This is a genomic window from Chitinophaga dinghuensis, assembly GCF_003259435.1.
GTDB lineage: Bacteria > Bacteroidota > Bacteroidia > Chitinophagales > Chitinophagaceae > Chitinophaga > Chitinophaga dinghuensis.
The window spans coordinates 375,432-401,378 of the sequence record NZ_QLMA01000002.1 but is presented as its reverse complement, the minus strand read 5'-3'; the positions used below and the strand labels follow the sequence as shown (position 1 = coordinate 401,378).

Below are 25,947 nucleotides of genomic sequence, written 5' to 3'. Positions count from 1 at the left end.
ATAGTTGGTATTTTAGGATGATAGCAGCTTTATGGGGCTACCATTGTTTCAGCTTCAGTGTGGAAGTATCCAGTACTTCTCCTGCTTTCAGCACGTGTATTTCGAGATGTCCGAGATCCTGGGTCAGCTCTTTCAGGCGTTCAGGCGTTCCCGTTAGTGAAGGTACAGTACCGTAATGACATGGTATGACATGGTTTACTTTAAGGAGACGCGTGGCAAATGCGGCTTCCAGGGGGCCCATGGTGAAACGGTCGCCAATCGGTAGAATGGCAATGTCCGGCTCATAAATTTCGCCTATCAGTGCCATATCTCCGAATACGGAGGTATCGCCGGAATAGTATACGGAGATATCATCACTGAGCCATATGATAAACCCGACAGGATTATGGAGGTACCCTAATTTACCATCTGGTTGGGTAATATGGGCGGGATGAAAAGCATTCGTCATGGTTATTCTTACATCCAGCAGAGAAACGGTGCCGCCAGTGTTCATGGGTTCAAACACATGCGAAGGCACGCTGTTGTTGAGCAGATATGCTCTTACACCCGGACAGGCAATTACTTTGGGAGAATTGTTCCGGATATACTCGATGATCTTTTTGTCCAGATGATCGTCGTGGCCGTGTGTGAGCAGGATGAGATCAACTTTCTCGGGAACGGCAAGATCTGCTGGGAGGTAGGGATTATCGGTGTACCATGGGTCAATCAGTATGATTCTTCCTTCTGGTGTGGTTAGTTTAAAACTCGCATGTGCCAGAAGCTGGATTTTGGTGTGCTGCGTGCTCATAAATATCCGGTTTTGCTTTATATCCGAATATAATAAAAAAAGCCGTTCCGGGGTAATCGGAACGGCTATACGAAATAAGATTTATAGCTTACTGGCGTTGCAGTGTGTAAATGATCGCAGCGGTTTTGCCTTCGAAGTTTACATTCGCTCTCCAGGTCATGGTGCTACCAGCGCCGAGAACGTCTACGCGATAGCCATCAGTGATGTTTTTCGCTTTTTCGCCGGCATAAAGATATTTGAACTGGAATTGTGTAGTACCGGTACTGCTTTTATAGAGGGACCACACGATTTTCTGAGAAGCAGGTGCACAACCATTCTCGCTTGAATTCAGGGTATAAGAACCCATTGCAGCGTTATCTGGGAGAATCCATTGGCTACCAACAAAGCATTTCGCTTCCGCCTGATCAAATACGGTTACTTTGGCATTGTTTGGAATACCTTCATATTTGACATCGGTGAGCACCCAGGTTCCTTTTACAGAAGCCTTGTTAATGGTGGTGGTAACACCTTGTTTAGGGGCGCATGATGATCCGAAGATAGCGATCATTGCGAGCAGTACAGCAGCAAATGATAAATGTTTCATGGAAAGTGTATTTGATAATTTTAAATGCTCTTTGATATCAACAATTAGTAACCGGTAAGGTTTAACGGGTTGAAATCGTTGGCAAGTTCAGCATTTACAATAAACGTACCAAATCGATCTTTCTTAGCGGGAGATGGGATGTGGAGTAAAGTTGTTGCGGATGAGTACATCCTGGAGATGTTCCACCTGATTATGCAGATACCAGGTAGAAGCTAACAGTGCCATAGTGAGTACGACCATGGCTATAAAGGCACAACGCCACCATATGCTGACAGTAATTTGTCTGTTCCAGCCTGGTTTTATGGAGATGTATTCTGGCTCTTTATTCGTGTGGCCGTTGCCGTTAGAATAAACTCTTTCTTGCCATTTGGGTTGATCGCGACCTATACGATCCAATACACGATCTTTTAAATGATCTGGAGGGAGTACGGCTTCTTCGAAGAGGAGATTTTCCAGGCGTAGCTCCACCATTTCCATTTCAACGTTGAGCATAGGATAAATCTCACGGAGATAATGAAATTCGGCTTCTTGTTCCGGCGTTGCCAGTCCAAGAACATACTTTTCGATGATGCCACTTTCTATGTAGGTCTTGATATTCAACTTTACAGCAATAAGGTGTCAAGCTACCACGAAAATATACTAATTATTAATATTTACGATATCTGAATGAGCACCGGATTCTCAACTGAGAAAAATATTTTCAGTGGATGCGTGAGGTTCGACGTGTTGAATAGAATGATGTTGGATATTGAAGCCAGTTCGCTGGTCCTTTATCTGGGCGTATTTGAGGAAATAGAATATGCTGAAGAACAGTAAAATTTTAGCTAATAAGACAATGAAAATGAAGAAGATCCGCCAATATTTATGCACCATGATCTGGTCATTGTCTTTTGGCTGGATGTTGATGAAAGTATAGTTTGGAGGAACCTCTCCGGCGAAGCCACCACCGCCGGCTTCCCAGCGAAATGATTGCAATACCCTTTCCTTTATCTGAACTGGCGGTAAGACGGCCTCATCAAAAGCCGCTTTTTCAATACGGCGCTCAACGACTTCGACTTCTGTATCCAGTTCCGGATAAAGTTTTCTCATGAGCTGAAATTCCTCCGCCTCAACGTCGGAGATGAGCCCTAAGACATAGGATTCAATGATCCCGCTTTCTATGTACGTTTTCAGTTCCAATTGTCAGACAAGAATTTTCTGAAAGCTATCATCGCCACTTTCAGTATTTCATTTACTTGCCCTTCTGATGTTCCCATCATTCGGGCTATTGTTGTGATGGATAATCCTTTAAGATAACACAATCGGAACACCTGCTGTTCGGATGTAGGCAAGCATACGTAAAATCTTTTTAAAACTCCTTCTTCATTCTTCACGAGCTCGGTGCCAGCCAGTGTGTTTTCAGGGATGGCCTCTTTAATTGCAAATTCCCGCGTTTTCCGTAATAACCAGGAGAATAGTGTTTGAAATCCGGATGTCCGGTAACTTCCGATATGTTGGATGGCCCAGGTGAAAACCCGGACAATCACGTCGTCGGCCCTGCTTCTGACAGGTACCAGCTGAATCGCTACCCCGTAAAGCGCTCCTGCATATCGATCATAGAGCAACTCTTTTGCGACAGGATCTCCAGCCAACAGCCGATCAATCAGTGCTTGTTCACCTATATGTGCCAGGTCTCTCCGCAAGCGTTGTAGTGTATGCCAAGTTTTAAGTTGCTAAAATTAAACATTTCAAACGAAAATAGTTCAGCCCGTATCACCTAAATTTATTCACATCATAAACTAGAATGGACAACTTTATAAATTCATCCGATATAACCAGTACTCCACTCCCAGCAAGGGTTCCAGCTCCTTCACCACCTGGAAGCCAATTTGCTCATACATTCTTCTCGCAGCTAGCATTATAGTACTAGTATGTAATCCCAAAACTTCTTCTCCCCCTTCCCGTGCCTTCTCTATCGCCATTTCCATCAGTCGCAACCCAATACCACGCCCACGCACCAACGGATCTACACCCAGCAAACGGATATAACTCCAGGATGCAGGATAAATATCCGTAGGATTGCCTGAAGGAACGAGAAACACCACTCCATGAATGGTCTTATTCTCCTCAAATACCAACATACAACTATAACCCATCAGATCACGGATATAGGCTTCATCTCCGATCTTCCCACTAAGAGTCCGCCAATGTTCCGCATCCAGATCCTGTCGATATTGTTCATAACTTCTCAGTAACAGCGCTGCCACCGCAGACGCATCTTGTAGCTGCCCTTCTCTGAATTCTGATATATCCATGCACGTTAGTATGTGGGAACAATTTCCAATTACAAATTGTTGCAATTTTCAACAATCATTTCATATCGAATATACGATATGATTTTCCTCATTTTCTGTGTGACTGCGGCATGATAAATTAGTGCCGTATAAAATTAGAAATCATGCCCTACTTAACCGCCACTGATGCCGTAAATCTGATTAAAACCGGCAATACCGTCTTTATCCACACTGCTGCAGCCACTCCCAAAACGCTCGTCCAGGCCATGGCGCAAAGAAGCCATGAAATACATGATATCCGGATTGTCAGCATACACACAGAATGGGATGCGCCATATGCCGAGCCGGAACATGTACATTCCTTCCAGATAGATACCTTTTTTGTTGGTAAAAATATCCGGAAAGCCGTCAATGAAGGCCGGGCTAACTATGTTCCCATGTTCCTGAGTGAAATCCCCAAGTATTTCCGCACCATGGAAAAACCCATTGATGTGGCATTAGTAACTGTGTCTCCCCCAGACAAAAATGGCTATTGTACCCTGGGCGTTTCATGCGACGTATCCAAATCTGCTATAGACCTTGCGCCGGTGATCATCGCGGAAATCAATCCCCATATGCCACGCGTACTGGGAGACGGGGTTATCCACATATCCCGCATCAGTGCGGCCGTGGAAGTTGATTACCCAATTTATGAACAGCAAGTAAAACCGCCCAGCGAGACGGAGCTTTCCATCGGCCGACATGCAGCTACGCTCGTTGAAGACGGCGCCACCCTTCAAATGGGTATTGGCGGCATTCCCAATGCCGTACTGAAAAGCCTTTACTCACACAAAGATCTGGGCATACATACGGAAATGTTCTCTGATGGAATTATTGACCTGGTGGAAAAAGGTGTTATTACAGGGAGACACAAAGCTATCCAACCGGGATTACTCATTTCCAGCTTCGCCATTGGCTCCAGAAAACTATACGATTTCGTAGACAATAACCTGATCGTTCGTTTACTGAATGTTGAATTCGTCAACAATCCCACCAACATCCGGAAAAACCCGAAAGTCACTGCCATCAATAGTGCGATCGAAATTGATATCTTCGGACAGGTATGTGCGGATTCTATCGGGGTCAGACAATACAGTGGGGTTGGCGGCCAGATGGATTTCATGCGGGGCGCCGCTTTATCTCAAGGCGGCAAACCAATTATAGCCATACCATCTACTACGTCCAAGGGAATATCCCGTATTGTGTCCAGACTTCAGCCCGGCGCCAGTGTGGTAACCACCAGGGCTCACGTTCACTACGTCGTGACAGAATATGGAATTGCCTGCCTGCAAGGAAAAAACCTGAAGCAGAGAGCCCAGGAACTGATCAACATTGCGCATCCGGACCATAGAGAACAACTCTCCCGGGACGCTTTTGAGATCTTCAAAGTTTTTTAAATTCCTTTCAGCGCAACAATGGGTGGTAGTCTCGGGTTATATTATTTGGGACATCAACTATACCGTAATGAGAAAATGGCTGATATGTTTCGTTTTATGGCTGGTAGGAACCGAAGCACATGGTCAATTGATGCAGGATGCCACCAGTCAGTTTAAAATTTACGAGGATGACGACTTCTTTAATGTTTGGGGACGTGGTACCGATCGTGCCTATACCAGCGGCACCGGTTTTGGTTACCGTTACATGAAGAGAAAAAAAGACACATTCATAGATAAGTGGTTGCCGAAAGCGGGCAATGATGCGGTGAATGTCTGGGAATGGAATGCGATGCAAATGATGATGACACCAAATGATTTGCATAATTCCGCATATATCCCTACTGATTTTTATTATGCAGCGGCCTTTTTCGCGCGTCATGAACTCACTTCCTACAATACCGTAAAGAAATATAGTCTGCATTCAGAAGTTTTATTGGGATTTATGGGTCCCCTGGCTTTTGGGAAACCAGCCCAATCCTTTGCACATAACCTGCTTGGCGATGAACCCCCTCTGGGTTGGGGCAACCAGTTGCCCAATGCGCCATTACTGAACTATAACTTTACCTACACGCGCATGATGTGGAACCCCAATAAGCACCTGGAAGTCATGGGATCCTTCTCCGGACAGGCAGGTACATTTATAGATGGACTAGGCACACAAACCACCATCAGAGCCGGCTGGTTTAATCCATGGTTTGGCGATCCTGACATCAATATAGGCGCCAGACGAATACACCAGGTATATTTCTTTGCGTCCCCTAATTTTAGTGTTACATTCTATAATGCCATTTTGCAAGGCGGCCTTTTCAGAGGGCAGAGCCAGCAGTTCCGGGAGGAATCTGCACTTCAGGTAACACGTATGAACCCTTTCATTATTGGTATGGATTATGGATTCGGATTCACCTACAGACGCTGCTCTTTCGTATATACACAGAAAACGGCTACTGCCTGGATGAGCGGCACCGGGAAACATAGTGTCGGTAATTTTACCTTCCTGATTTCCCTGTCAAAGAGAGCTGTTCCATCACCATCAACCAATAAGTAAACCTCTTAAATATTCAATTATGCTGAAGTACATTGTTGCTGTTTCCTGCTTGATCATGATCGCTGCCTGCCAGAACAATCCACAACGTCACACAGAAGATATTGACAGCAATCTGGCCACCATTCCCGAATCCATCTCTCAACTGGATGTAACGCCACTTTCCGGATACTTTGTGAAGAATAATATCGAGGTGAAAGACAGTCTTACTTTTTGGATTATAGATAACCAACAGACTTTTGATAGTTTGTTTGGCATAGCCAAAACGATGAACAATAACATCGTGGCGCCGGACCTGGGCACCAACCTGGTTGTTGCTGTGACCATGCCCGCTACACCATACAACACCCAGATATCTCTCGTATCCGCTACTTTAAACACAGATACGAACAACGCCGAATTTCATTTCAGTGCAGCCGGCAGCCCGGAACAATCCTCTTCCACCATCGTCCCTCTCTGGCTGGGAAGTTTTCCCAAAAGCGGCCCGATGGAAATCAAGCTGTATAATGGCAATGAATTAGTGACTACAATAAACGAGAATGAATAGAGCGCATCACATCTCCCCAAATACTGCTTTTACTTTTTCTGTTCTGTAATGAAACAGTTCTTCCAGCTGTCGCTTTACAAACAAGGCATGTGCAATGTTTCCAATAAAACCCAATGGCATTTGGTAATGCACCAGATCTTGCATAAGTACGCCTCCTTCCACGGATTCAAAGCGATGCTGATGATGCCATATGCTGTACGGGCCTACCCGTTGCTCATCCACAAAATAACGATGCTGTTTTACATGGGTGATTTCTGTCATCCATGTTAGCGGTATGCCCAATACAGGACAAATTTTGTACGTAATGATCTGTCCTGGATAGATCTCCCCCTGATGCGGCGGCGAGGTAACATGGAAACGCATATAGTCTGGCGTGATTTCAGCCAGGTTCCCAGGATCTGAAAAGTAAGCCCACACCGCTTCCAGAGAAGCCGGAATGATTTGTGCGCGGGATAGCTCGTATATACGTGACATAACTTATCAACATTAAAATCACACAAGGGTTGGAAAACACTGCAAGTACGTATAAGTTAATGTATTTTTGCACATTGGAATTAAAAAGGAATGCATGACCCGCGACCCAAATCAATATCATGAACGCTTCGAGGAAGTATACGAAAAATTAAATAGTCGCCAGCGAGAAGCAGTAGATAATACGGAAGGTCCAGTAATGGTTATTGCCGGTCCAGGTACCGGTAAGACCCAGATATTGGCGTCCCGTATCGGGAAGATATTGCGGGATTCGGATTTCATGCCCCAGAATATTCTCTGTCTTACCTACACGGATGCCGGTACTGTTGCCATGCGAAAAAGGCTGATCGACTTTATCGGACCAGATGCTTACAGAGTTAATATCCACACTTTCCACTCCTTTTGTAACGAGGTAATCCAGGATAACCTGGGTCTTTTTGATAAAACAGTCCTCGATCCTATTTCCGACCTGGAAAAAATCCAGTTATTGAAAAAGCTGATCGATGGTTTCTCCAAGGACAATCCGCTGAAACGCTATCGGGGAGATGTTTATTTCGATATGAGAAACCTCGCCAATCTCTTTTCTACTATGAAACGAGAAGGCTGGAACGTGGCTTACATCACGGAGCGCATCCAGGCTTATGTGAAAAGTTTGCCGGAAAGAGATGAATATATCTGTAAACGCGCTACCGCCAAATTCAAAAAAGGCGATATCCGTACAGATAAGATTGCCCTGGAAGAAGAGAAAATGGCCCGATTACAGGCGGCTGTAGACCAGTTCACCATCTTCCAGCGCATGATGCTCGATGAAAACCGTTATGATTTTGATGATATGATCATATGGGTGATCCGGGCATTTGAAGAGAATAAAAACCTGCTGGCCGACTACAAAGAACGCTTCCAGTATATTCTCGTAGATGAATACCAGGACACCAGCGGTACGCAGAATAAGCTGATACAACTGCTGATTAAGGGAGAAGAATTACCAAATATTTTTGTGGTGGGAGACGACGACCAGTCGATCTACCGCTTCCAGGGCGCAAACGTGGAGAATATGGAGCTGTTTGCGAGCGGTTTCTCAGCCACCTTGCGAACCATTGTACTTACGGAAAACTACCGTTCCGTACAGAACATCCTGGATACGGCCATGACACTTATTGACAACAACGGCAATTCCAGGCTGGTGAACCAGTTGCCGGGGCTCAGCAAGAACCTCGTCTCCAGTAACGATAGCCTCAAACATCTGCATATACCGCCTGTCATCCACAAATACAATACTCCCAAGGATGAAATGGCCGACATCACCCTGCGCTGTGCTCAGTTGCTCGAAGATGGCGTTGTTGCCGGCAAAATAGCGGTGATCTACCGGGAAAATAAATATGGAGAAGAACTGGCAGAGTATTTCCGCATGAAAGGGCTGCCTGTATATTCCAAACGCAATATCAACCTGTTCAATGTTCCCTTTGCGCGGAATGTACTCAACCTGCTTCGGTATATCGCAGCAGAACTGGATACTCCTTACAGCGGCGATGGCCTGTTGTTTGAAATCATGCACTATGATTTCTATGACATCTCTCCTATCGAAGCGGCCAAAGTGAGTATTCGCGTAGCGGAGAAAGGTTATGATGAAAGAGAAAAAGCCTCCATCAGGGCCTTTCTACAGGAATGGCAACAAACCAGAAACCTCACCCTCTTCTCTGAAGCGCCGGATGATGAACTCATGAAACTGGGTCAGCTGCTGGAAAAATGGATTAAAGATGCCTATAATCTTACGCTACAGCAACTGTTCGGTACCATCATCGGAGAAGGCGGCATTCTGACCTATATCATGGCCTCCAACGAAAAAGGCTGGCTGATGAAGGTTTTACAAGCCCTCTTCGATTTCATTAAAGACGAAACACGCCGCAATCCAGACCTTACACTAGTGGAGCTAATGGAAACCATCGATCTGATGGAAGCCAATAATATCCCTATTGAACTGGTACAGGTGAGCGGAAATGATAAAGGTATCAACCTGATTACAGCGCACGGTTCCAAAGGATTGGAATTCGAGTATGTATTCATGTCGGGCACCAACTCTCATATCTGGGAGAAAAAGAAAGCCAATAAATCCGGATTTTCTATGCCGGATACCGTTTTCGAGACACAGGCTACGTCTACGGATGAACAGGAGTTACGCCGACTTTTCTACGTGGCCATTACCCGTGCGGAGAAGTACCTGTTTATCAGCTATCCGGAGTTCAGGCAGGATGGGAAGCCGCTGGAGCCAAGTATGTTCATTACAGAAATCACAGAAGAACATCCTTTACTGACAGATAAAATTGAGATGAGTGAAGATGTGATGTTTGAGTTTGAAGCATTGCACTATCATACGCATCAGTCGCCCGAAATTCCCCATGTAGACCATGGTTTCATTGATGGTCTGCTCAGCAGCTTTACGATGAACGTAACGGCACTGAACAACTATCTGAATTGTCCGCTCAGCTTCTTTTACAAGAGTCTGGTGAAAGTGCCTACGGGTCGTTCGGAGAGTACGGAGTTTGGTTCTGCCATTCACTTTGCAGTAGAAAAACTGTTTGTGAAGATGCAGGCCAACAACAGCACCTTCCCTCCCCGGGAGGAGTTTTTGAAGGATTTCAAATGGAGCATGCTGCGTAACAGAGAATGCTTTACCCGTGAGTCGTTTGAAAGAAGAATGGAATACGGCCTCGAAATTCTTACCAACTATTATGAAAAGTATGTCAACAGTTGGAATAAGATTGTCAGCGTAGAGCGTAATATCCGGAACGTAATTGTGAATGGGGTTCCTATCAAAGGGAAAGTGGATAAACTGGAGTTTGATGGTAATTTCATCAACGTAGTGGATTACAAAACCGGCGATTTTGAGAGAGCCATTAAGGACTACCGGAAGTTTGACCGGCCGAATGAAAAATCCCCTGATGGCGGCGATTACTGGCGGCAGGCGGTGTTTTATAAATTATTGCTGGATAACTACCGTCCCAAAAGCTGGAATGTAGTCAGTACAGAATTTGACTTTATTGAACCGAATAAGCAGAAAGAGTACCATAAGGAAAAGGTGGTGATTACGCCGGAGGACCTGACAACTGTTTCCCAACAGATCGCAGACACCTGGAGTAAAATACAGCAGAAAGATTTCTATACTGGCTGTGGAAAACCGGATTGCCCTTGGTGTAATTTTGTGAAAGACAATAAGTTATACATTTCCTTGCATACACTCGAAGAAGAACCGGAAATATAGCATCCGCTTTCCGGCCATTTCGTAAGTTTGCCAAATATTCTAACATTCATGAATCAACAATTCCGGAGCTGGGTCTTCTGGCTGATATTTATACCAGTAGCAGTTATCTTTTTTTCACGCTGTGCCAACATCGTACCGCCGGGAGGTGGTCCGAGAGATACATTGCCTCCTGTATTGTTACAGGCCAAACCAGCAGATTCCACCCTTCACTTTGAAGGACATAAAATCTCCTTCCTCTTTGATGAATATGTGGAACTGGACAACATCAACGATAAACTGATTGTGTCTCCTACCCTGAAACGTCAGCCAATCGTGACAGCCAAGCTGCACACGGTGACTATCACGTTCAAGGATACACTGAAACCGAATACCACTTACACCTTCAACTTTGCAGATGGAGTGCGCGACCTCAATGAGCGTAATCCTATTGAAGACTTCCAGTATGTTCTTTCCACCGGTAATTACCTGGATAGTTTGCAGATTTCTGGTCGTATCATCAATGCAGAACAAGGTACGCTGGACAGTAACGTAGCTGTTATGCTGTATCCTGGGAAAAGCGAAGACTCAATTGTGAGTAAGGAGAAGCCGCTGTACTATGCTAAAAGCAGGCATGATGGCTCTTTCCGCTTCAAGAATCTGGCGCCTGGAACTTACAAGATTTTCGCGCTGAAGGAAGAAGACAAGGACCTTACCTATAGCTCTTCCTCAGAACTGATCGCTTTCCTGGAGCACCCGATAACGATACAGGAAAAGAATATTTCCGATGTAAACATGCTGTTGTTCATGGAAAACGACAGTACTATCAAGAAACCGGAACATGTGGATTCCCTGGACCTCGTAGAATTGGAAGAAACAGTGAAGGAAGACAGTAAAAAGAAAAAACTGCCGAAACTGACAGCGCAGGCGAAACTGGATAATGGGCGGCAGGAACTGTCAGAACCGCTGCGGATCACCTTCTCCATGCCATTGAAAGTGGTAGACAGCAATCGTATTCTGTTGCAACAAGACTCCACTCTGGAGCAGGTAGAATTCCATACCCACCTGGACAGTCTGAAAACAACGATGACCCTTATCTACCCATGGAAGGAGAACATGAAATATCGGTTAATCATTCCTAAAGAAGCCATAAAAGATACTGCCAGCCAGGTCATGGCCAAATCCGACACCATCAACTTCTCCACTAAAAAACTGGTGGAATACTCCATATTCACTGCCAAATTAGTGATTAGCGACAGTACACGACAGGCCATCGACGATACCACGATGCACTATGTGGTGCAACTGGTACAGGATAAGGCCATTAAGTATTCCGGAAAAGCTGTAAATGGCACCTGGACGCAGGAATTGATCATTCCGGGAGAATACTCCGTACGCATTTTACTTGATAAGAATGGTAATGGTAAATGGGATCGGGGGAATTATTATACCGAGCCTAAGCGCCAGCCGGAACGTGTGATTCTCTTACCTGAAAAATACAACCTGAAAGCAGGCTGGAACAACATTAAAACACTGACATTTTAGGCATATAGGAATGCCTACCTTTGCACTATGGTATTTTCATCTGCACTTATAGAAAACGCGGTAAATGAGTTCTCCAGGCTTCCGGGCATTGGGAAAAAGACCGCACTGCGACTGGTACTGCACCTGTTGAAACAGGAGCCTTCCCAGGTACAGCAGTTTAGTGATGCGATAGCGAGAATGCGGGAGCAGATCAGGTTTTGCAAGGATTGTCATAATGTATCTGACGAAGAAACCTGCAGTATTTGCAGTAGTCATAGCCGGAACCGGAAAGTGGTATGTGTGGTAGAAAGTATTCGGGATGTGATGGCGATAGAGAATACGCAACAATTTAACGGGCTCTACCATGTATTAGGCGGCATTATTTCTCCGTTGGATGGCGTAGGTCCGGATCAGTTGAATATACACTCCTTAGTAGAGCGGACACAGCAGCAAGGGATAGAAGAAGTGATTATGGCGCTGAATCCCACGATTGAAGGGGATACCACGATTTATTATTTATCACGTAAGCTGAAGGAATTGCCTGTAAAAATCACCACTATCGCCAGGGGTATTGCCTTTGGTGGAGAGTTGGAGTATGCAGATGAGATGACTTTGGCGAGATCTATCTCCAATCGCCTGCCATTGGAGAGCTATGTGCAACAGAAGTAATTCTTTCCCGCAAGGGCGCCTTCGGCGCTGATGAGCGGATTTTTTGCTCGCAGAGCAGCATAGGCAGCAAAGCAGATGTTTTGTTGTTTGATGTGAATCGAAACTGAGATGGGATTAAACTTTTAAATAAATTTCCTTGCTGTATTGTTGCTTTGGCTGTATGGTGAGCAAAAAAAACTACGGGTGCTGAATAGCACCCGTCTTCGTTTAACCTGTAATTCCACGTTATGAAAATTTTGTTCAGGGATTGTTGTCAACAAGCCCCTCAAATATGGTATGGTTGGTCACTGATTCGTTTTTCTCCTTTAATTCCTTCCATCGTTGCATTTCGTATTTGTTCAAAAAACAAATCTTAAAGACCTGGTGTTGATCTGAACTGAGTTCCGCTACTGGCTGAAGCCCCAACCCTGCCAGGTGTTCACGGAGTGAATGGATATGCTCTGATATCGTCATGATTGGTTAAATTTTGTTGTAATAAGAAATAATGAACGGATGACAAATGAGTATCAACAGGTACATCGGGATGCTGGGTAACAGCGCATCGCGGGCTGGTGGGGAGCCGTAGCCGATTCTAGCAGGATATTTTTCTCACATTGTTGCATGCTGTTTTGTTATTACCCTACAAATATAGTAGACTTTATAGACTGCATCCAAATTTTTAGTACAGAAATAGATAAAATCTATATAGCAAGACGCGGTTATACATGTCTGACAATACCTCTCCATGCCTCAAAAACAGGGATAATACCTTGGAAAATGTTATATTTGCAGGAATTCACAGGGTGGATTTGTTTATTGTTCGACCCTGTTGTTTTAAACCGTAACTAATAAACAGCTATCAAACATGAAATCTTTACAAGACTGTGCCAATGAGCGCGTGCTCATTATCGATGGTGCAATGGGCACCATGATTCAAAGATATAAGCTGGAGGAAGCAGATTACAGGGGAACCAGATTTGCAGACTACCACTCCGATCTTAAAGGGAACAATGACCTTCTCAACCTCACTCAGCCGCACATTATAGAAGCCATTCACAAAGAATACCTGGAAGCAGGCGCTGATATTATCGAAACCAATTCCTTCAGTTGTACCTCCATTGCGATGGCTGATTACGACATGCAGGAGCTGGCATTTGAGCTGAATGTGGCCGCAGCCTCTATTGCTAAGAAAGCGGCTACGGAGTATACCGCCAAAAACCCGGATAAACCAAGGTTTGTAGCTGGCGCTATTGGTCCACTTAACAAAACCTTATCGCTCTCTCCGGATGTAAACAATCCTGGATATCGCTCTGTTACCTTTGACGAGGTAGTAGCGGCATATGAAGAGCAGGTAAAAGGCCTGGTTGAAGGCGGTGTAGACATTCTCCTGATCGAAACCATTTTTGATACGCTGAACTGTAAAGCAGCCATCTTCGCTATTAAGAAATATTTCAGAGGAGCCGGCACACCGGAATTACCAGTGATGATTTCCGGAACGATCACAGATGCTTCTGGTCGTACCCTCAGCGGTCAGACCCTGGAAGCTTTCTATATTTCAGTGATGCATGCGGACCCATTCTCTATTGGTTTGAACTGCGCCCTTGGTGGTCAGCAGATGCGTCCATATGTAGAGGAGTTATCCAATATCGCCAGTTGCTATGTAAGCTGCTACCCGAATGCGGGGCTACCGAATGCTTTTGGCGAGTACGACGAACAACCTGAAGATACTGCCTGCATCATCGAAGACTTTGCGAGCTCCGGTTTCGTAAATATAGTAGGTGGATGTTGCGGTACCACTCCGGATCACATCCGTCATATCGCTGAACATGTGAAAAATATTAAACCCCGCCAGAAACCTGTTCAGGTAAACACACTGGCATAGTCTGATTTTATCTTTATTTCGACACAGCAACAATGAGTGTAACAACTATTGACAATACTGTCACTTCCGGGAATGCGCCTGAAACTGATAACCAGGAACATAAAGTTATCAGACCTTTTCTCCGACTCAGTGGTCTGGAACCGCTGGTAGTACGTCCGGAAGCCAATTTCATCAATATTGGTGAGCGTACCAACGTTACCGGTTCCAAGAAATTTGCCCGTCTGATCAGAGAAGGCCATTTTGAAGAAGCCCTCTCCGTTGCCCGCCAGCAGGTGGAAAGCGGCGCACAGGTACTGGACGTAAACATGGATGATGCCCTCCTCGATGGAGAAAAAGCCATGACGAACTTCCTGAATCTCCTCGCTTCTGAACCGGATATCTCTCGTATTCCTATCATGATCGATTCCAGTAAATTCAGTGTAATCGAAGCAGGTCTGAAATGCGTACAGGGTAAATGTATTGTGAACTCCATCTCGCTGAAGGAAGGGGAAGAAAAATTCATTGAACAGGCACTAATCTGTAAAGCTTATGGCGCCGCAGTAGTGGTAATGGCGTTCGATGAACACGGCCAGGCAGATACAGAAGAGAAAAGAGTCACTTTCAGTCACCGTGCCTATAAAGTACTGACAGAAAAGGTAGGATTCCCACCACAAGACATCATCTTCGATCCAAACATCTTCGCGATCGCCACTGGTATCGAAGAACATAATAACTACGCGGTGGAATTTATCAGTGCCACCCGTCGTATCAAAGAACTCATGCCACTCACCAAAGTAAGCGGTGGTGTGAGTAACGTTTCTTTCTCTTTCAGAGGAAACGAAGCGGTGCGTGAAGCCATGCACGCGGTATTCCTGTATCATGCCATCAAAGCGGGTATGGACATGGGTATCGTAAACGCTGGCGCATTGCAGATCTATGACGATATTGAACCACAACTGCGTGAACTCTGTGAGGATGCTATCCTCAACCGCAGAGATGATGCTACCGAACGCCTGATTACTTTCGCTGAAACTGTAAAGGCGAAAGGTAAAGTGATAGAAAAAGATGAAACATGGAGACAAGGGACCGTGGAAGAAAGACTCAGCCACTCCCTGGTGAACGGTATCACTGATTATATTGAAGCTGATACAGAAGAAGCGCGCGTCAAATATCCACGTCCGCTGGATGTGATTGAAGGTCCACTGATGGATGGTATGAACATCGTGGGCGACCTGTTCGGCTCCGGTAAAATGTTCCTCCCACAGGTAGTAAAAAGTGCCCGTGTGATGAAGAAGTCGGTAGCAGTACTCACTCCTTTTATTGAAGAAGAGAAGCTACGCATGCAGGCAGAATTCGGCGGTGAAATCAAATCTGCCGGTAAAATTCTCCTCGCTACCGTAAAAGGCGATGTACACGATATCGGTAAAAACATCGTAGGCGTGGTATTGGCTTGTAATGGTTATGAAATCATTGATATGGGCGTAATGGTGCCTGCAGATAAGATCCTGCAGACAGCCAAACAGGAACAGGTAGATATCATTGGACTCAGCGGTCTGATTACGCCTAGTCTGGATGAAATGGTGCACGTAGCCCGTGAAATGAAAAGACAACAGTTTGAAGTGCCATTGATCATTGGTGGCGCTACTACTTCCCGGACCCATACAGCGGTGAAAATTGCGCCGGAATATGAGCACGGCGTAGTACACGTACTAGATGCGTCCAGGAGTGTAACCGTTACCGGTAACCTGCTCAACAAAGCACTGAAGAAAAACTTCCTCAGCGATATTCATACAGAATACAACAAACTGAATGAATCCTTCCGTAATAAAAGGCCGGTAAAACAGTACCTGCCTGTTGCCGAAGCGCAAAAGAATAAGACGGCTATCAACTGGGATAAATTTAACCCTGTTAAACCAACCTTCACTGGTAACCGCAAATTTGAAGATTATGATTTAGGGGAGATAGCCAAATACATTGACTGGCAGCCGTTCTTCATCTCCTGGGAACTGCATGGTAAATTCCCTCAGATCCTGACAGATGAAGTTGTAGGCGAACAAGCCACTCATCTCTATAACGATGCACAGGCAATGCTGAAGAAAATCGTGGAAGAGAAATGGCTTTCTGCCAATGCGGTAATCGGTCTGTATCCGGCCAATAACATTGCTGCAGATACTATCCGCGTAACGCCTGATCAAACCAATATCAAACCTGTTGACCTGGAGTTTTTGCGTCAGCAGATCAAGAAGGCTCCTGGACAACCGAATCTGTCGTTGGCCGACTTCATCGCCCCTGCTGCCACCGGCAAACAGGACTATATTGGCGGTTTTGCGGTAACAGCGGGAATTGGAATTGAAAAGTGGCTGGAGAAGTTCAAAGCAGAACATGACGACTATAGCAGTATTATGCTGAAAGCGTTGGCCGACAGGCTGGCGGAGGCTTTCACGGAACTGATGCACGAACGTGTACGTAAAGAGTTCTGGGGTTATGCAAGCGAAGAACATCTCTCCAACGAAGAGCTTATTAAGGAAGAATATATGGGTATTCGTCCGGCGCCAGGCTATCCTGCTTGTCCGGAACATACTGAAAAATACAAGTTGTTTGACCTGCTGGATGCGACCAACAACACAGGTATTACACTGACAGAATCCCTGGCAATGTACCCAGCATCCAGTGTGAGCGGCTGGTATTTTGCTAACCCTGAAGCCAAATATTTTGGATTAGGAAAAATTGAAAAAGACCAGGTAGCCGATTATGCAACGCGTAAAGGCTGGACCATTGAAGAAGCCGAGAAATGGCTGCGTCCTAACCTGGAATATGATATGTAAAAGACCTACTACATCATGCGAATTGTATCCTATAATGTGAATGGGCTGAGATCAGCCATGACTAAAGGTTTTACAGAATGGTTGGCAGAAAATCCTGCCGATGTTGTCTGTTTACAGGAGATAAAGGCCAATAAAGACAATGTTGATTTCCAGCAATTTGATAAGCTGGGCTTTGAGCATTACTGGTTTCCGGCCCAGAAGAAAGGTTACAGTGGCGTAGCCGTATTAACCCGCGTAAAACCGGATAACGTACAATATGGCAACGGCAACCCTCAGAGTGATGCAGAAGGCCGCTTTATAAGGCTGGATTTCGGCGATCTGACCCTGATCAACACCTACATCCCTTCCGGCACCAGCGGAGAGGAAAGACAGGCATACAAATATCAGTGGCTGGATGAATTCTTCGCTTATCTCACAGAGCTGCGAAAAACCCGCCCTAATCTGGTGGTTTGCGGCGATTATAACATTTGCCATAAACCGATAGATATCCATGATCCTGTCAGCAATAAGAACTCCACCGGTTTCCTTCCTGAAGAAAGAGCCTGGATGGATAAACTTTTTGCCAGCGGTTTTGTAGATACATTTCGTCATTTCAACCCGGATCCGCATCAGTACAGCTGGTGGAGCTTCCGTGCAAATGCAAGGAACAACAATAAAGGCTGGCGTATCGATTATATCAACGTCACCTCACCACTGATGGAAAAGCTGAAACATGCCGAAATATACCAACAGGTAAAGCATTCAGACCATTGTCCGGTATACCTGGAACTGGCTGATTAATCCGGAATACAGCAATTATCATTTTTGAGTACTACATGATCATTTATAACATTACGATAAAAGTCGCCACAGGCATACATCCACAATGGATGCACTGGATGCGTGAAGTACAAATTCCCGCAATGATGCAAACGGGTTTGTTTCATGATTACCGCATGTGTCGGCTATTGGAGCAGGATGATTCCGAAGGACCTACCTATGCTATTCAGTACTTCACAGATAGTATGGAGAACTACAATACCTTCATGGCAGAGCATTCCGGCACTATGCGCCAACTCGGTTATGAGATGTTTGGAGACCAATTTATCGCCTTCGGAACTGTTATGCAAGCCATCTGATAAGCCATGAAATTGTAAACTTATCCACAGGAAATCCACTGTTTTCAGGGGCTTGGGAGTTTGGTACAATAGTTGGAAAGTTTGCTGAACTATGCTAAAAAGTGATTCAAACTAGCTACAGCACAGTGTTTTACGCATTTAACGCACTAAAGTCATCTTTAGCGTCGAAGGGGGTAATCTGCTGTAACCGTTACCAGTAGCGTTTTTCAGCCGATAAAAATTTGTATAAAAAAGTTGCAAAAAATTTGGTAATCTGATAAAACGCGCTATATTTGCTCACATCAAACATTTTTTCACTAGTTAAATCTTACTAACTATGAACAAAGCCGAATTAATCGACAAACTCGCCAAAGATGCTGGCATTACCAAAACCCAAGCTAACGACGCTCTGGATTCTTTCACCAAAGCTGTTGCTGATACCCTGAAAAAAGGTGGTAAAGTAACTTTGGTTGGTTTCGGTACTTTCTCCGTATCTAAACGTGCTGCACGTAACGGTAGAAACCCACAAACCGGTCAGATCATCAAGATCAAGGCTAAGAAAGTTGCTAAATTCAAAGCTGGTAAAGCTCTGTCTGACAAGCTCTAATCAGTTAGCACAACTTATTCAAGCAAGGAACAATTATGTTTCTTGCTTTTTTTTTATATCAAACTGCCAGCAGTATAGAATTTCAGCGATTTGAATTAATTTGCGGCTGTTATCAACATCATTTATAAAACTTCAATTTATTCGTTATGGGTAGAGGAGATGTAAAAACCAAAAGAGGTAAAATTTCCAACAAATCTTTTGGTAAATCCAGACCAGCAAGAACTAAAAAAACTACTGCTAAAGCAGAAAAGAAAGCTTAGTTTTCTCGCATACAAATTATAAAGGCGCAAACCATCTGTAACAGATACTTTGCGCCTTTCGTATAACTACCTTCCATGCATCAGGGTGCGAGCCGCTCTATCTTCCAGCTGCCATCTCCCTGTAATACATATCGGATTCGATCATGTAATCTGCTACTTCTACCCTGCCAGAATTCCAAGGCAGTTGGCTTCACCAGGTAACCTCCCCAGTAAGCAGGCCTTTCAGGCGTTTTATCCGCATATTCTGCCGTCAGCTTGTCTACCTCTTCCTGCAACACAGTACGGTCTGCAATCACCCTACTTTGATGAGAAGCGATAGCGCCTATGCGGGACCCGATAGGCCGACTATTATAATATTCATCACTAACACTTGCCGGCGCCTTGCTCACCGTACCAACGATACGTACCTGTCGCTCCAATTCTCTCCAGAAAAATAGCAGACAAACATTTGGATTCTCTGCCAACTCTTGTCCCTTCTGGCTTTCATAATTGGTAAAAAACAGGAAGCCATCCTTATCAAAACTCTTCAACAAAACAATTCTTGCAGAAGGATGCCCTTCCGGCGTACTGGTAGCCAGTGTCATCGCATTGGCCTCTTCCACTTCACCAGAAGTGGCATCATTCCACCAACGACCAAACTGTTGTAAAGGGTCTTGGTCTACATCTTTTTCATCCAGGGAAGCCATGATATAATCCTTGCGGAGATCAGCTATCTTTTGATTCAACATGGTTTAACAATTTAAGGGTTCGAGCGCTAACCGTGCAGCTACAAAGCAAAGGTATGCAAGGATATTAGTAATTTTGGCCCACCTGATATAAATCATACTATGAAACGAGTATCCTTATTTTTAATACTGGCGTTGATCTGTTGGGCAGCCTGTAAGCCCAAAGACGGCAACAGTACCAACAATGGCGCTCAGGAACAAGACAGCGCTATTGCCACCCTGGACCTGATCAATACCCCTTATTTCTATACCAGGCTGAAAGGTACTATGGGCGATAAACCCATCACTATGCAGCTGATGAAAACCACTCCCTCTGTATATCGTGGATTTTATAGCTATGACACCAGCGGGCAGCCTATCACCATCTGGGGAAATGGAGATGCAGGTATTGTAAAGATTTATGAAGAAAGCATAGATCCGGAAAATGAGCGCTTCTTCGGTGGCACCTTGGATACCACCGGACATTTCTATGGTCACTGGCATGGCAATGGCACCTCTTTTAAATTTGATCTGCATACCGATATGAAGGATGCCCTGCCTTTCGCTGTATTTTATGCCACAGATTCTGCCAGCCTTATGCCAGGCAATCCTAAATCTCCGCTGGGTATGAGTACCGCGAGCACTATCTGGCCCAAATCAGTGGTTACAGCAGATATAGCCGCATTTGTGGAACAACAGATCACAGGGACTTCCATACAAGATCCGCAAAAGTTCCTGCGCAAAACGATTGATTCCTTCATGGTCAATTATAAATCCATAGCCAGCTCTGCCGACAGTAGCGAATTGAATGATCCTGCATCAGCAGCTACCTGGAATTGGACTGGCGAAACAGAGGTGAGAGTGGTATATAATCAGTGGCCAATACTGGTGATAGAGAAAGTAAAGTATGATTATACCGGGGGAGCGCATGGTAATTGGGGCGCCACTTATGTTACGATGGACTTATCAAAAAAGAAGGTATTACAACCTTCCGACGTGTTTAAACCAGGATATAAGGAAGCCTTTGTGCCTTTACTGGAAAAGGCTTTCAGAGCTAAATACCGGATTGACAATGATGAATCTATTCGGGAGACTTTATTAACACCGGCTATTACCCCTAATGATAACTTCATGTTGACGGGTAAGGGAGTGGCGTTTAGCTATGTACCATATGAAATTGGGCCATATGCTTTGGGGCAGGTAACGTTGTATATTCCGTTTAGTGAGATAAAGAATTGGGTGAAGTAATAGTTTGCTCACCAAAAGAAAAAGGTCTTCTCTACGTGGTAGAGAAGACCTTTTTTGTTATAAATATCTGGGAAGAAATTAGTGAACGAGGGTACCAACGTTTTTGCCCATGATAACATTCAGGAGGTTTCCTGGTTTGTTCATGTCGAAAACGATGATGGGCAGTTTATTCTCTTGGCAGAGGGTAAATGCCGTCATATCCATTACGTTCAGGTTTTTCTGATAAACTTCAGTGAAGGAGATTGTTTCGTATCTGGTAGCAGTTTTATCTTTTTCAGGATCTGCAGTGTAGATACCATCCACGCGGGTACCTTTCAGGATAACGTCCGCCTGGATTTCGATAGCGCGCAGGGAAGCGGCAGTATCGGTAGTAAAGTAAGGGTTACCAGTACCGGCTCCGAAGATTACTACACGGCCTTTTTCCACGTGGCGGATAGCGCGGCGGCGGATATAAGGTTCTGCAATTTGTTCCATTTTAATGGCGGATTGCAGACGGGTATAGAGACCAATTCTTTCGAGGCCGCTTTGCATGGCCATTCCATTGATCACAGTAGCCAGCATGCCCATATAGTCACCCTGTGCTCTTTCAATACCGGTTTCGGCTTCATTCATTCCGCGGTAGATATTACCTCCACCTATAACGATAGCTACCTGAACACCGAGGTCAGTAACAGCTTTGATGTCATAGGCATATTGAGTAATCACTTTTGGATCAATTCCATAATTTCCTTCACCCATGAGGGCCTCACCGCTCAGTTTGAGCAAAATTCGCTTGTACTTTGGCAACATGACGCTATAAGATATTGTAAGATTGTGATTTTAACCAGACTAATTTCCGAAAAAATCGTTGGTGTTGAAAACCTATGTGCAAAAAAAAGGAGAGAAATTTTCGTTCTCTCCTTTTTTATAATATGATTAGATTAACCTAAAGCGATACGCTTAAAGCCAGTCACTTTCAGATCAGCATCTACGGATTTCAGGTAATCACCTACAGATTTGTTAGAATCTTTAACGAAAGCCTGTTGAACCAGGGTGCTTTCTTTAAAGAATTTGTTCACTTTACCTGCAGCGATTTTTTCCGCCATTTCAGCAGGTTTGCCTTCAGCTTTCACCTGTTCAACAGCGATATCTTTTTCGCGTGCGATCACGTCAGCAGGAACGCTTTCAGGATCAACAGCGATAGGGCTCATTGCCGCGATTTGCATAGCAATGTCTTTACCTACTTCTTCAGCTACTGGTTTGCTGAAAGCAACCAGAACGCCCATGCGGTAGTTACCGTGGATGTAAGCAGTAACGCCACCACCAGTAACGAATTCGAATTTGTTCAGGGTGATTTTCTCACCGATTTTCGCAACTTGGTCGTTTACTTTATCAGCAACGGTAGCGCCATCCAGCTGAGCAGCGTTCAGGGCATCTACAGTAGTGATATTGTTAGCGAGTGCCAGGTCAACGATAGACTGAGCAAATTTGATAAAGTCTTCGTTTTTAGCAACGAAGTCAGTTTCACAACCCAGACCTACGATCACACCGGATTTACCATCAGCAGAGGTTTTTGCGATGATAACGCCTTCTTTGGTTTCGCGGTCGGAACGCAGCGCAGCTACTTTCTGGCCTTTTTTACGCAGGTAGTCTACTGCTTTTTCGAAATCGCCATCACTTTCTACCAGTGCTTTTCTGCAATCCATCATACCAGCACCAGTTTGCTGACGCAGTTTGTTAACATCAGCAGCTGTAATTGTTGCCATGAGTTATATTAAGTTTAAGATTTAAAATTGAGATGTGTATTAAACTCAAATTACGAATTACGTTTTCGCAGGAATACTCCGGCAAGCACGCAATTCGTAATTTGTATCAGTTGATATTATCTTGCACCACCTGGTTTGCGTTGACCGCCACCAGCGTTGGAAGGACGACGTTGACCGCCTTGACCACCGCCACGGTTCTGGCCACCACCACGGTTTTGTCCACCACCTTGGCCACCGCCACGGTTTTGTCCACCACCTTGACCACGGCCACCGCCGCCGCCACTTGGTCTGCGACCTCTTTCACCTTTCTCTTCACCGCCTTCAACCTCGAATTTGCGTGCTTTGTCGTCTGCTTCTTCTTCCTCTTCTACTTCTTCAGTTTTTTCGTTTGCTCTTTCAGACAGACCTTCTGCGATTGCAGCGCAGATATAGCTAGTGATGATAGCAATAGATTTGGTAGCATCGTCGTTCGCAGGGATTGCGAAGTCAACTTTGGTAGGATCGGAGTTAGTATCCACCATACCGAAGGTAACGATACCCAGACGTTTTGCTTCAGCCAGAGCGATGTGTTCGTGGGAGATATCTACCAGGAACAGAGCAGCTGGAACGCGTGCCAGTTGAGCGATACCACCCAGCACTTTCTCCATTTTCTCTTTATCACGGCTTAAAGTCAGACGTTCTTTTTTAGTGATGTTGTCGAAAGTTCCGTCAGCCAGCATTTTTTCGATGCTCTGCATTTTCTTCACACTCTTACGGATAGTAGCGAAGTTAGTGAGCATACCACCTAACCATCTTTCAGTTACGAAAGGCATGTTGATGTTACGCGCAGCATCTGCTACGATTTCTTTCGCCTGCTTTTTAGTTGCAACGAACATGATCTTCTTACCGCTTTTTGCGATAGATTTCAGGGCAGCTGCTGCTTCCTGTAAACCTTCAACGGTTTTGTTCAGATCAATGATATGAATACCTTTCTTTTCTGCGAAAATATAAGGCAGCATTTTCGGATTCCATTTTTTCTTCAGGTGACCGAAGTGAACACCTGCCTCCAGTAACTGCTGCTGCAATGAGGTATTATTTTCCATGTTTATATTGCTCAATTAAAAGGATCAAATAATATAACTGTCGGCGGAAGTATTGATACGTAACCGCCAACAGCTCAAAAATATTAGCGTTTAGAGAACTGGAAGCTTCTTCTTGCTTTCGCTTTACCTGGTTTCTTACGTTCTACTGATCTAGGATCACGTTTCAGCAGACCAGCTGCTTTCAGTGCAGGACGGAACTCTGGATTCACTTCGCACAGTGCGCGAGCAATACCCAGTTTAATAGCTTCTGCCTGACCTTTGATACCACCACCTTGTGCATTCACTTTCAGGTCGAATTTATCAACCGCTTCGATGGTTTTTAAAGGCAGTTCCACCTGATTTTGCAGGTAGATCAGAGAAAAGTAGTTTTTATAATCCTTGTCGTTGATAGTAATGTTACCGGTACCTTTGTTGATATAAACACGGGCAACCGCTTCCTTACGACGACCTATTGTATTTTTTTGCTTTTCCATGTATCAGAGAAAATTAGAAAGTTAAAGGTTGTGGTTTCTGTGCTGCGTGAGGATGTTCAGCGCCAGCATATACAAACAGTTTTTTGTACATTTTGCGACCCAGGCGATTTTTAGGCAGCATACCTTTTACAGCTTTCTCAATCATAACCTCAGGACGACGACGAATCAGGTCCTTTGCCAGTTCAATTCTCTGACCTCCTGGAAAACCAGTGTAATGGATGTATTCTTTTTCTTCCATTTTGTTACCAGTCAGCACAATTTTTTCAGCATTGATAACGATGATGTTGTCACCGCAATCAGTATGAGGAGTATAGTAAGGCTTGTTCTTACCTCTTAAAATAGCGGCCATTTTAGCAGCAACCCTGCCAAGTGTCAGATTGGTAGCATCTACAATGTACCAGTCACGCTTTACGTAAGCGTCGTTAGCCGATTTTGTTTTAAAACTTAATGTGTTCATTGTTGTATACGATAAAGATTACGTCTTGTAAACAATTCCCCCATAATGAGGGAGTGCAAAGGTACATTCCCCATTTCTAATTACCATACATTTTACCCACTTTTTTACACAGCACCTTTGTAACTTATTGATGTTCAATAAAAAATTTGTATGAAAGTTATTAACAGCCCCTGAAAATGCAGTTGATAACTTGTTTTTTATTAATGTATGAACACAAAAAAGCCGGCCTCAACCGGACCGGCCCCTTGTTATATAATATCTTTCTTTAATTCCTGTTCCGGGATCCCAGGAATATCATCAGGTACTGGAACAAAGTAGCAATAGACGCCAGCGCCGCCACTACATAAGTCATAGCCGCCCACCAAAGTGCATTTTTAGCCTTATCATGCTCGCCTTGCGTCATTACCCTGCTATTATCCAGCCAAGCCAAGGCCCTTTTGGATGCGTCAAACTCTACCGGTAAAGTTATCACAGAGAAGACAGTCGTAACCGCAAACAGTACAATACCTACCAATAACAACTGCGGAAACCGGTTCACCATTAAAATACCTATTAATAATACCCAGTTTACCAGATTGGCGCTTACCTGCACCAGCGGTACCAACTTAGACCTCATCCCCAACCAAGGATAATGGGCCGCATGCTGCACAGCATGACCACACTCGTGAGCCGCCACCGCAGCAGCCGCCACATTGGCCCCGTTATATACGTCGGGACTCAGATTCACCGTCTTGTCAGACGGATTATAGTGATCAGATAAAAATCCATCTACAGACCTTACCTGAACATCATATATCTGATTGTCTCTCAACATCTTCTCTGCTATTTCGCGCCCGGTCATGCCGGAGGAGGTGGGTATCTCACTATACTCTTTAAATCGGCTCTTTAAAATATAGCCAACCAGCATACTGATCCCCACAAAAATCAATGAAACGAACAAAATTCCTGGTGTCATATGCAATATTTTTACAGAATATTTCAGGCTAATCCGAGTCAAAAACCT

The 25,947-nt window shown here is 44.7% G+C and carries 28 protein-coding genes; 13 read left to right on the top strand and 15 right to left on the bottom strand.

Annotated elements, in window-relative coordinates:
- Nucleotides 1–37: 37 nt before the first annotated feature.
- The 6 genes from CLV59_RS06920 to CLV59_RS06895 form a co-directional block, all read right to left on the bottom strand.
- Entirely contained in the window at nt 38–787 is a 750-nt protein-coding gene (locus tag CLV59_RS06920) for a metal-dependent hydrolase (RefSeq protein ID WP_111591288.1), read from the bottom strand.
- An 88-nt stretch (nt 788–875) separates the two neighbouring features.
- Complete coding sequence (locus tag CLV59_RS06915; protein ID WP_111591287.1) at nt 876–1,370, bottom strand: lipocalin family protein; 495 nt, start codon at nt 1,368–1,370, stop codon at nt 876–878.
- Between the two features lie 123 nt (nt 1,371–1,493).
- A complete protein-coding gene (locus tag CLV59_RS06910) occupies nt 1,494–1,970 on the bottom strand; it encodes a hypothetical protein (protein ID WP_111591286.1) in 477 nt (158 codons plus the stop codon).
- 81 nt (nt 1,971–2,051) lie between these two features.
- Nucleotides 2,052–2,459 carry a hypothetical protein gene (locus CLV59_RS06905; RefSeq protein ID WP_211323760.1) on the bottom strand — a complete coding sequence of 136 codons (408 nt, stop codon included), beginning with the start codon at nt 2,457–2,459 and terminating at the stop codon, nt 2,052–2,054.
- Between the two features lie 80 nt (nt 2,460–2,539).
- Nucleotides 2,540–3,052 carry an RNA polymerase sigma factor gene (locus tag CLV59_RS06900; RefSeq protein WP_111591284.1) on the bottom strand — a complete coding sequence of 171 codons (513 nt, stop codon included), beginning with the start codon at nt 3,050–3,052 and terminating at the stop codon, nt 2,540–2,542.
- A gap of 111 nt (nt 3,053–3,163) precedes the next feature.
- Nucleotides 3,164–3,664, bottom strand: coding sequence for a GNAT family N-acetyltransferase (locus tag CLV59_RS06895; RefSeq protein ID WP_111591283.1), 501 nt, complete (start codon nt 3,662–3,664; stop codon nt 3,164–3,166).
- Nucleotides 3,665–3,807: 143 nt separating this feature from the next.
- Between CLV59_RS06895 and CLV59_RS06890 the strand changes: the two genes are divergently transcribed.
- From CLV59_RS06890 to CLV59_RS06880, 3 genes are all read left to right on the top strand, one after another.
- Nucleotides 3,808–5,079, top strand: a complete 1,272-nt coding sequence (locus tag CLV59_RS06890) for an acetyl-CoA hydrolase/transferase family protein (RefSeq protein WP_111591282.1) — start codon at nt 3,808–3,810, stop codon at nt 5,077–5,079.
- A gap of 67 nt (nt 5,080–5,146) precedes the next feature.
- Complete coding sequence (locus CLV59_RS06885) at nt 5,147–6,163, top strand: lipid A deacylase LpxR family protein (protein WP_111591281.1); 1,017 nt, start codon at nt 5,147–5,149, stop codon at nt 6,161–6,163.
- A 19-nt stretch (nt 6,164–6,182) separates the two neighbouring features.
- Nucleotides 6,183–6,707: a hypothetical protein gene (locus tag CLV59_RS06880; protein ID WP_111591280.1), complete on the top strand. Its 525-nt coding sequence runs from the start codon at nt 6,183–6,185 to the stop codon at nt 6,705–6,707.
- Nucleotides 6,708–6,713: 6 nt separating this feature from the next.
- On the opposite strand, the gene CLV59_RS06875 is transcribed toward CLV59_RS06880, so the two are convergent.
- Nucleotides 6,714–7,181, bottom strand: coding sequence for an SRPBCC family protein (locus CLV59_RS06875; protein WP_111591279.1), 468 nt, complete (start codon nt 7,179–7,181; stop codon nt 6,714–6,716).
- 94 nt (nt 7,182–7,275) lie between these two features.
- Between CLV59_RS06875 and CLV59_RS06870 the strand changes: the two genes are divergently transcribed.
- The 3 genes from CLV59_RS06870 to recR are packed head-to-tail and all read left to right on the top strand — an operon-like array spanning nt 7,276 to nt 12,606.
- Entirely contained in the window at nt 7,276–10,437 is a 3,162-nt protein-coding gene (locus CLV59_RS06870; protein WP_111591278.1) for an ATP-dependent DNA helicase, read from the top strand.
- A gap of 48 nt (nt 10,438–10,485) precedes the next feature.
- Nucleotides 10,486–11,958: an Ig-like domain-containing protein gene (locus CLV59_RS06865; protein WP_111591277.1), complete on the top strand. Its 1,473-nt coding sequence runs from the start codon at nt 10,486–10,488 to the stop codon at nt 11,956–11,958.
- 27 nt (nt 11,959–11,985) lie between these two features.
- Nucleotides 11,986–12,606 (top strand): recombination mediator RecR, encoded by a 621-nt coding sequence (gene recR, locus CLV59_RS06860; RefSeq protein WP_111591276.1) that lies wholly within the window; start codon nt 11,986–11,988, stop codon nt 12,604–12,606.
- Nucleotides 12,607–12,846: 240 nt separating this feature from the next.
- Here recR and CLV59_RS06855 read toward each other — a convergent pair whose 3' ends face one another.
- On the bottom strand, nt 12,847–13,059 hold the full coding sequence (locus tag CLV59_RS06855) for a hypothetical protein (RefSeq protein ID WP_111591275.1): 213 nt from the start codon (nt 13,057–13,059) through the stop codon (nt 12,847–12,849).
- A 391-nt stretch (nt 13,060–13,450) separates the two neighbouring features.
- On the opposite strand from CLV59_RS06855, the gene CLV59_RS06850 reads away from it, so the two are divergent.
- From CLV59_RS06850 to CLV59_RS06825, 6 genes are all read left to right on the top strand, one after another.
- Nucleotides 13,451–14,467 carry a homocysteine S-methyltransferase family protein gene (locus CLV59_RS06850; protein ID WP_111591274.1) on the top strand — a complete coding sequence of 339 codons (1,017 nt, stop codon included), beginning with the start codon at nt 13,451–13,453 and terminating at the stop codon, nt 14,465–14,467.
- Between the two features lie 32 nt (nt 14,468–14,499).
- Nucleotides 14,500–17,271: a methionine synthase gene (metH, locus tag CLV59_RS06845; RefSeq protein WP_111591273.1), complete on the top strand. Its 2,772-nt coding sequence runs from the start codon at nt 14,500–14,502 to the stop codon at nt 17,269–17,271.
- Between the two features lie 15 nt (nt 17,272–17,286).
- Nucleotides 17,287–18,051, top strand: coding sequence for an exodeoxyribonuclease III (locus CLV59_RS06840; RefSeq protein WP_111591272.1), 765 nt, complete (start codon nt 17,287–17,289; stop codon nt 18,049–18,051).
- Nucleotides 18,052–18,086: 35 nt separating this feature from the next.
- Complete coding sequence (locus tag CLV59_RS06835) at nt 18,087–18,389, top strand: DUF4286 family protein (RefSeq protein WP_111591271.1); 303 nt, start codon at nt 18,087–18,089, stop codon at nt 18,387–18,389.
- A gap of 316 nt (nt 18,390–18,705) precedes the next feature.
- Nucleotides 18,706–18,975 carry an HU family DNA-binding protein gene (locus CLV59_RS06830; protein ID WP_111591270.1) on the top strand — a complete coding sequence of 90 codons (270 nt, stop codon included), beginning with the start codon at nt 18,706–18,708 and terminating at the stop codon, nt 18,973–18,975.
- Nucleotides 18,976–19,121: 146 nt separating this feature from the next.
- Nucleotides 19,122–19,235: a 30S ribosomal protein THX gene (locus CLV59_RS06825; RefSeq protein WP_111591269.1), complete on the top strand. Its 114-nt coding sequence runs from the start codon at nt 19,122–19,124 to the stop codon at nt 19,233–19,235.
- Nucleotides 19,236–19,315: 80 nt separating this feature from the next.
- On the opposite strand, the gene pdxH is transcribed toward CLV59_RS06825, so the two are convergent.
- On the bottom strand, nt 19,316–19,963 hold the full coding sequence (gene pdxH, locus CLV59_RS06820) for a pyridoxamine 5'-phosphate oxidase (RefSeq protein ID WP_211323758.1): 648 nt from the start codon (nt 19,961–19,963) through the stop codon (nt 19,316–19,318).
- A gap of 99 nt (nt 19,964–20,062) precedes the next feature.
- Between pdxH and CLV59_RS06815 the strand changes: the two genes are divergently transcribed.
- Nucleotides 20,063–21,187, top strand: a complete 1,125-nt coding sequence (locus CLV59_RS06815; RefSeq protein WP_111591268.1) for a DUF3298 and DUF4163 domain-containing protein — start codon at nt 20,063–20,065, stop codon at nt 21,185–21,187.
- Between the two features lie 78 nt (nt 21,188–21,265).
- Here the strand turns inward: CLV59_RS06815 and pyrH are convergent, their stop codons facing one another.
- From pyrH to CLV59_RS06785, 6 genes are all read right to left on the bottom strand, one after another.
- Entirely contained in the window at nt 21,266–21,976 is a 711-nt protein-coding gene (gene pyrH / locus CLV59_RS06810) for a UMP kinase (RefSeq protein ID WP_111591267.1), read from the bottom strand.
- A gap of 131 nt (nt 21,977–22,107) precedes the next feature.
- Complete coding sequence (gene tsf / locus CLV59_RS06805; RefSeq protein WP_111591266.1) at nt 22,108–22,932, bottom strand: translation elongation factor Ts; 825 nt, start codon at nt 22,930–22,932, stop codon at nt 22,108–22,110.
- Nucleotides 22,933–23,048: 116 nt separating this feature from the next.
- Nucleotides 23,049–24,014 (bottom strand): 30S ribosomal protein S2, encoded by a 966-nt coding sequence (rpsB, locus tag CLV59_RS06800; RefSeq protein ID WP_111591265.1) that lies wholly within the window; start codon nt 24,012–24,014, stop codon nt 23,049–23,051.
- 83 nt (nt 24,015–24,097) lie between these two features.
- Nucleotides 24,098–24,487 carry a 30S ribosomal protein S9 gene (rpsI, locus tag CLV59_RS06795; protein WP_111591264.1) on the bottom strand — a complete coding sequence of 130 codons (390 nt, stop codon included), beginning with the start codon at nt 24,485–24,487 and terminating at the stop codon, nt 24,098–24,100.
- Nucleotides 24,488–24,500: 13 nt separating this feature from the next.
- Nucleotides 24,501–24,944 carry a 50S ribosomal protein L13 gene (gene rplM, locus CLV59_RS06790; RefSeq protein WP_111591263.1) on the bottom strand — a complete coding sequence of 148 codons (444 nt, stop codon included), beginning with the start codon at nt 24,942–24,944 and terminating at the stop codon, nt 24,501–24,503.
- Between the two features lie 265 nt (nt 24,945–25,209).
- Nucleotides 25,210–25,899, bottom strand: coding sequence for a zinc metallopeptidase (locus CLV59_RS06785; protein WP_111591262.1), 690 nt, complete (start codon nt 25,897–25,899; stop codon nt 25,210–25,212).
- Between the last annotated feature and the right edge of the window lie 48 nt (nt 25,900–25,947).